The following is a 6,619-nucleotide window of genomic DNA, read 5'->3' on the forward strand; positions in this document are numbered from 1 at the left end:
GTTCGATTTTTCTTCGTCGATACGCACGCGAGTTCGTCTCGAGTGAACTCGAAGCGATCAACGTTTATCGTCTCTCGTTTCTCGTCGTCCGTCGACCGTCCAGTCCGGTCGCTCGGGTATCGTATCGGCTCTGTTCTCGTTCAACCGTTTGTCTCCGCAGTTTCCGTGTTCCGGTTTCCGAGTTCAGGTCCCGAATATATTCGATGATCGGCACGCGATGGGGCTCCGTACATCGATCGATAGGTCACCCTGAACCATCACACGTATCCCGCTCGACGCCCTCCAATTGACTAACAGACACAGACAGTATGAGTATCACAGAACACGAACTCAAGATCAAACTCGAGGGGATCGAAGACCCGGACATCGGCGAGGACATCATTTCGCTGGGACTCGTCAACGACGTTCGGATCGAGGACGAAACGGCCCGTATCTCGCTCGCGTTTAACGCGCCGTACGCGCCCTCCGAGATGGAACTGGGGAACCAGATCCGCGAAATCTGTGACGAGGCCGGACTTGAGGTTGACCTGCGGGCCCACGTCGGCGAGGAACACGGCTTTGACGACGAGGTTCTCCCCCGCGTGCGCAACGTCATCGCGGTCGCCTCCGGGAAGGGGGGCGTCGGAAAGACGACGGTCGCGGCGAATCTCGCGGCCGGCCTCGAAAAGCGCGGCGCGATGGTCGGTATCCTCGACGCCGACATTCACGGGCCGAACATCCCGAAGATTCTGCCGGTCGAGAGCGAACCCGGCGTCACGCCGAGCGAGGACATCGTGCCGCCTCGTTCCGACGGCGTGCGCGTCATCAGTATGGGCTTCATGACGGAGGAAGACGACGACCCGGCGATCCTTCGCGGCCCGATGGTCAACAAGTTCATGATGAAGTTCCTGGAGGGCGTCGAATGGGGTCGCCTCGACTACCTCATCGTCGACCTGCCGCCGGGGACCGGCGACGCGACGCTCAACCTGCTCCAGTCGATGCCGGTGACGGGATCGGTCGTCGTCACGACGCCCCAGGAGATGGCCTTAGAGGACACCCGAAAGGGAATCCAGATGTTCAACAAGCACGACACCCCTGTCCTGGGCGTCGTCGAGAACATGAGTTCGTTCGTTTGCCCGAGCTGTGGCGACCAGCACGGCCTGTTCGGCACCGACGGCGCGAACTCGATCGTCGAGAAGTACGACGTGCCGCTGATCGGCCAGATCCCGATCCACCCCGACTTCGGCGCGGAGGGCAGCGAGGGCGCACTCGTCAAGGACGACGAGAGCCCGGTTCAGGAATCCGTCGAGGAAGTCGTCGGCGAAATCGCAGACCGGATCGGCGAGACGAACCGCCGGACCGTCAACGAGCACACTTCCGACGAACCCGACGACCGGCTGCCGACCGAAGTCGAAGACTGACGGCGGTGTCGCTCCGTCCGTAGCGCTTTATCTGCCTCGAGTGCGAACCACTCGGGTACATGTCCACCCCACTCGACAGTTACGACGACGTCGTCACCGACCTCGACCCGGAACCAGGCGACCTCGAAACGGCCGAACTCGTCGTCAGCGACGACGCGCTCGTCAAGGCCTTCGCACTCGGCCCCGGCGCTGAACTCGATGCGCACGAACACGGGACGAGTACGAACGTCTTTCACGTTCTCGAGGGAACGGTAACTGTCTTGCAAGGTACCGAGCAGGAACCGGTCGAAGCGCCGGGTGTCGTCCACCACGAACGGGGCGTCGCTCACGGCGCGAAAAACGAGACCGACGAGACGGTGATCTTCACCGCGAGTCTGTGTCCGATGCCGTCCTGAAATCCTGCGGTCCTGCAGCCCTGATACAGACGGGAGCCGCTCTAGCCGTCCAAAAGCGACTCGACGTACCTCGTCACGTGGTCGTCCATCCGGCGTTTGTACCCCGCCTGCCGGGCCAGCCGATCGAGTTCACGAGCGACGAGGCTGCCGTACTGGACCGCTTTCTTGTCCCGCTCGGCGATTTCCGTCGGGAGGTAGTCCGCCGCGACCGCTCGGAGTCCACGCTTTCGCGTCTCCTCGTCCGCGAGGAGTTCGTCGGGAAGCCAAAGTGCCGCACTGACCACGTCGTCGTGGAGCACGGGCGCGACGGGTTCGAGCCCGGTCGCTTCGATGGCGCGAACGTCGCGCGGAAGCTGATCGGAGAGGCTTCGAATCTGTTCGCGGACGGCTCCGCGCGTCGTCTCGGCCGCGACGCGGTGGTCGAGTCTGACCACCTTCTCGTAGCCGCCGAAGAGTTCGTCCGCGCCCTGGCCGACCGCGAGCGCGTCGAACCCGTCGGCCGCGGCGCGCTCGCCGACCAGGTAGAGCGGGAGCGCGATCTGGATGTCCATCGCGTTCGTGCGGCCGGTGGCGCGTGCGACCGCGGGGACCGCGCGTTCGAGGTCGGTCGGGTCGAGTTCGACGACGGTCAAATCGCGATCCATCGCGTCCGCGGCGCTGCGGGCGGCGGCGATGTCGTGGCTGTCGGGGAAGCCGACGACGTAAAGCGGGGCGTCGAGGAGTTCGGCGACGAGCGCGGAGTCGACGCCGCCGGAGAAGGCGACGGCGACGCTGGTGGTGTCGGTTCTGAACTCGTCGGCCGCGGATCGGATGGCGGCGTCGAGTTCGTCGAGTGCACGCTCGCGGTCGGCGATCGGATCGGGGTCCGGAAGCGTCCAGCGTCGTTCGGGCGTCGAATCGTCGGGGCCGGCGACGGCACCGGCGGGGAACTGGACGGGGTCGTCGAGTTCGGCCGGGTCGAAAGCCCACGCGTCGGTCGGGTCGCGGTCGGCCTCGACGAACAGCGGGACGCGCCCGAGGGTGTCGCGGACGAGTTCGCCGTCGAGTTCGCCGGCGAAGCCGGCGGTGCCGGGGAGCGGGTCGCCGGTGTCGAGCGCCGCGCGAACGGTTTCGGGGTCGGTACCGCGGAGTGATCGTGTCACTGGAACAGTCCCATGACGCTGTTTCGGACGCGGCGGGAGACGCCGCCGGCGGCCTGACGGAAACTGATTCGCCAGGGCGTTCGTTTGCCTTCGACGGAGGTTCGGCCGGCCGCAATGGCGTCGAGGATGGCGTCGACGGACCGCTCGTCGGCGTCGACGCGGGTGACGGCCTGACCGACCATCTCGCTGATGTGGGCGTCGCTGCCGGCGGTCATCGGCAGGTTCCGGGAGGCGGCGTAGCGCTCGGCCTGGCGGTTGGCGCGACCGGTCAGGAGCCGCGAGTTGTAGACCTCGATGGCGTCGCCCATCGCGAGTTCGTCGCGCGAGATGCGGGCCATGACCCCGTGGCGGGATTCCTGGAAGGGGTGGGGAATCACGGCGAGGCCGCCCTGATCGTGGATCTCCGCGAGCGTCGTTTCGTAGGAGAGTCCGGGTGGGACGGCTTCCTCCAGGCCGAAGCCAAGGATGTGGCCGGCTTTGCTCGAGATTTCCATGGCTGGGATGCCGACTAGGCCGTACGCGGAGGCGCGGTCGGCGGCTTCGAGACTCGCGTCGATCTCGTCGTGGTCCGTCACGGCGATCGCGTCGAGGCCGACGGCTTCGGCCTGTTCCAAGATGAGTTCGATCGGGTCCCGGCCGTCGTACGACAGCGCCGAGTGGGCGTGAAGTTCGACCGACAGCACGCCCGTACGTTTATCTCGCCTGATCAAAAGCGCCTCGGTCCGCCGGGCGGTTCGAAATTCGCTGGCACACGCACGGGTATCCACGATCATGGATATAGAAACCCATTTACTCCCCGACTTTCACCACCTAGGTGAATGAGCCTTGCCGATTCGGATCGCGAACTCGTCGTCGAGGAGTTGGGACGAGAGCCAACCCGAGCGGAGGCGGCGCTGTTCGAGAACCTCTGGAGCGAACACTGCGCGTACCGCTCCTCGAGACCGCTGCTGTCGGCGTTCGAGAGCGAGGGCGAGCAGGTCGTCATCGGCCCGGGCGACGACGCGGCCGTCGTTTCTCTGCCCGAGCCGGACGACGGAGACGGCACAACTGAGGACGGGGACGACGCGAAGACCTACATCACGATGGGGATCGAGAGCCACAACCATCCTTCCTACGTCGACCCGTTCGACGGCGCGGCGACCGGCGTCGGCGGCATCGTCCGAGACACCCTCTCGATGGGGGCCTATCCCATCGCGCTCGCGGACTCGCTTTACTTCGGCGAGTTCGGTCGCGAGCACTCGCGGTACCTGCTCGAGGGCGTCGTCGAGGGAATCAGCCACTACGGCAACTGCATCGGCGTCCCGACGGTCGCCGGCAGCGTCGATTTCCATCCCGATTACGAGGGCAATCCGCTGGTGAACGTCGCCTGCGTCGGCCTGACGAACGAGGAGCGACTGGTCACCGCCGAGGCCCAGGAGCCGGGCAACAAACTCGTGCTCGTCGGCAACGCGACCGGCCGCGACGGCCTCGGCGGCGCGAGCTTCGCCAGCGAGGACCTGGCCGAGGACGCCGAAACCGAAGACCGCCCCGCGGTCCAGGTCGGCGACCCCTACGCCGAGAAACTCCTTATCGAGGCCAACGAGCAACTCGTCGACGAGGGCCTGATTGAGTCCGCCCGCGACCTTGGTGCCGCCGGCCTCGGCGGTGCCTCCAGTGAACTCGTCGCCAAAGGTGGCCTCGGTGCCGAAATTGAACTCGAACGCGTCCACCAGCGCGAGCCGAACATGTCGGCACTGGAGATCTTGCTCGCCGAGTCTCAGGAACGGATGTGCTACGAGGTCGACCCCGAGAACGTCGATCGCGTCCGCGAAATCGCGGATCGGTTCGACCTCGGTTGCTCGGTCATCGGCGAGGTGACGGACGGAAACTACGTCTGTACCCATCAGGATGAAACCGTCGTCGACGTCGATGCGCACTTCCTCGGCGAGGGCGCGCCGATGAACGACCTGCCCGCTGCAGAGCCCGCTCAACCGGATACCGACCTGCCCGACGCCGATCTCGAGGACGCCTTCGACGCCGTCGTCTCGAGTCCGAGCACGGCCTCGAAACGGTGGGTCTACCGCCAGTACGACCACGAAGTCGGCGTCCGGACGAGCGTCGGTCCGGGCGACGACGCAGCCATAATCGCAATCCGGGAAGCAAACACTGGCCTCGCCATCTCGTCCGGCGCGGCACCGAACTGGACCGCCGCCGCGCCCTACGAGGGCGCACGCGCAGTCGCACTCGAGAACGCGACGAACATCGCGGCTACGGGCGCGACGCCGCTCGCCGCCGTCGACTGCCTCAACGGCGGCAACCCAGAGAAATCCGACGTTTACGGCGCGTTCACCGGCATCGTCGACGGTCTCGCCGACATGTGCGCGACCCTTTCGACGCCCGTCGTCGGCGGCAACGTCTCGCTGTACAACGACTCCGTCGCCGGCCCCATCCCGCCCACGCCGACGCTTGCGATGGTTGGGACGAAACCGGGCTACGATGCCCCGTCGCTGTCGGTCCGGGCTGCCAACGAGAGCGAACTCCTCCTCGTCGGCGACCGCGCGCTCGACGGCGACGATGAAGAGTTCAGCCTCGGCGGTTCGGAGTACCTCGCGCAGTTCGACGGCAGCGATCGGTTCCCCGCGCTACCGAGCGAGCCGGCCGAACTCGTCGAGACGCTGGCGGCCGTCGCGGACGCCGAGGCGACGCTCGCGGTGCACGACGTGAGCCACGGCGGCCTTGCGGTCGCGCTCGCGGAGATGGTAACCGACGACGCCGGCCTCGACGTTTCGATTCCGGCGAGCGACCCGCTGGGTGCACTCTTCCACGAACAGCCGGGTCGCGCACTGATCCAGACCGACTCGCCCGCAGCAGTCCGGGAGGCGTTCGACGGCGTCGCCCCGGTCGTTTCCCTCGGCTCCGCGACCGACGACGGTACGCTTACGCTCTCGGTCGGCGACGACCAGGTCACGATTGCGGCGGACGAGATCCGGGAGCGACGCGCAACTATCGAGACTGAACTCGCGTAGGGCGAGGGGATCGTCTCGTTCCATCCCGATATGTTGATATATTTGTAGGGAGACTGCCCTGACGAACCGGTCGTCACCGCGACGACCACTGGAGGACCCCGCTTCATGGCTACCGATACCCCGACCGTCCTGATCGTCGAGGACGAGCCCGATCTCGCAACCCTCTACACCGTCTGGCTCGGCGACGAGTACGAGACGAGAACCGCATCCGACGGCACCGAGGCACTCGACGCGATTGACGCAGCCGTCGACGTTGTCCTGCTCGACCGGCGGATGCCTACCCTCTCGGGAGATACCGTCCTCGAGACGATCTGCGAGCGCGACCTCGACTGTCGCGTCGCGATGGTCACCGCAGTCGAACCGGACTTCGACATCGTCGGCATGGGCTTCGACGACTACCTCGTCAAACCCGTCTCGAAGGACGAACTCCTGCAGGTCGTCGACCAACTCCTGTTGCGCTCAACCTACGACGACCAGCTCCAGCAGTTCTTCTCGCTGGCCTCGAAGAAGGCCCACCTCGATGCCGAGAAGACCGACGCCGAACTACTCGCCAGCCAGGAGTACGCTGCACTCGAGGATCGCCTCGCCGTCTCCCGCGTCCGCATCGACGAGACGATGATCGCTCTTATCGATCAGGACGCCCACCGCCAACTCTGTCGCGAGTTCATGCGCGAGCC

General features: G+C 65.9%; 6 protein-coding genes. 4 read left to right on the plus strand and 2 right to left on the minus strand.

The features are described from left to right. The first annotated feature begins 308 nt into the window (after positions 1-308). Both C480_RS00975 and C480_RS00980 read left to right on the plus strand, forming a co-directional pair. A complete protein-coding gene (locus tag C480_RS00975) occupies positions 309-1,400 on the plus strand; it encodes an Mrp/NBP35 family ATP-binding protein (protein ID WP_006663754.1) in 1,092 nt (363 codons plus the stop codon). 59 nt (positions 1,401-1,459) lie between these two features. Then, complete coding sequence (locus C480_RS00980; RefSeq protein ID WP_006663755.1) at positions 1,460-1,795, plus strand: cupin domain-containing protein; 336 nt, start codon at positions 1,460-1,462, stop codon at positions 1,793-1,795. A 41-nt stretch (positions 1,796-1,836) separates the two neighbouring features. Here C480_RS00980 and C480_RS00985 read toward each other — a convergent pair whose 3' ends face one another. Further along, positions 1,837-2,937, minus strand: a complete 1,101-nt coding sequence (locus tag C480_RS00985) for an asparagine synthase C-terminal domain-containing protein (RefSeq protein ID WP_006663756.1) — start codon at positions 2,935-2,937, stop codon at positions 1,837-1,839. After that, entirely contained in the window at positions 2,934-3,620 is a 687-nt protein-coding gene (locus tag C480_RS00990; protein ID WP_006663757.1) for a PHP domain-containing protein, read from the minus strand. The genes C480_RS00985 and C480_RS00990 overlap by 4 nt, the downstream gene beginning before the upstream one ends. Positions 3,621-3,755: 135 nt before the next feature. On the opposite strand from C480_RS00990, the gene purL reads away from it, so the two are divergent. Then, positions 3,756-5,942, plus strand: coding sequence for a phosphoribosylformylglycinamidine synthase subunit PurL (purL, locus tag C480_RS00995; RefSeq protein WP_006663758.1), 2,187 nt, complete (start codon positions 3,756-3,758; stop codon positions 5,940-5,942). A gap of 105 nt (positions 5,943-6,047) precedes the next feature. Further along, positions 6,048-6,619: response regulator (locus C480_RS01000; protein ID WP_006663759.1), on the plus strand; the 572-nt coding region annotated here is incomplete at its 3' end.

The sequence above is a fragment of the Natrialba aegyptia DSM 13077 genome (assembly GCF_000337535.1).
Taxonomy (GTDB): Archaea; Halobacteriota; Halobacteria; order Halobacteriales; family Natrialbaceae; genus Natrialba; species Natrialba aegyptia.

What these genes read in the sequence shown, in the direction of transcription:
- C480_RS00975 (WP_006663754.1), top strand. Translation starts at nt 309, where the DNA reads ATGAGTATCACAGAACACGAACTCAAGATCAAACTCGAGGGGATCGAA.
- C480_RS00980 (WP_006663755.1), top strand. Translation starts at nt 1,460, where the DNA reads ATGTCCACCCCACTCGACAGTTACGACGACGTCGTCACCGACCTCGAC.
- purL (WP_006663758.1), top strand. Translation starts at nt 3,756, where the DNA reads ATGAGCCTTGCCGATTCGGATCGCGAACTCGTCGTCGAGGAGTTGGGA.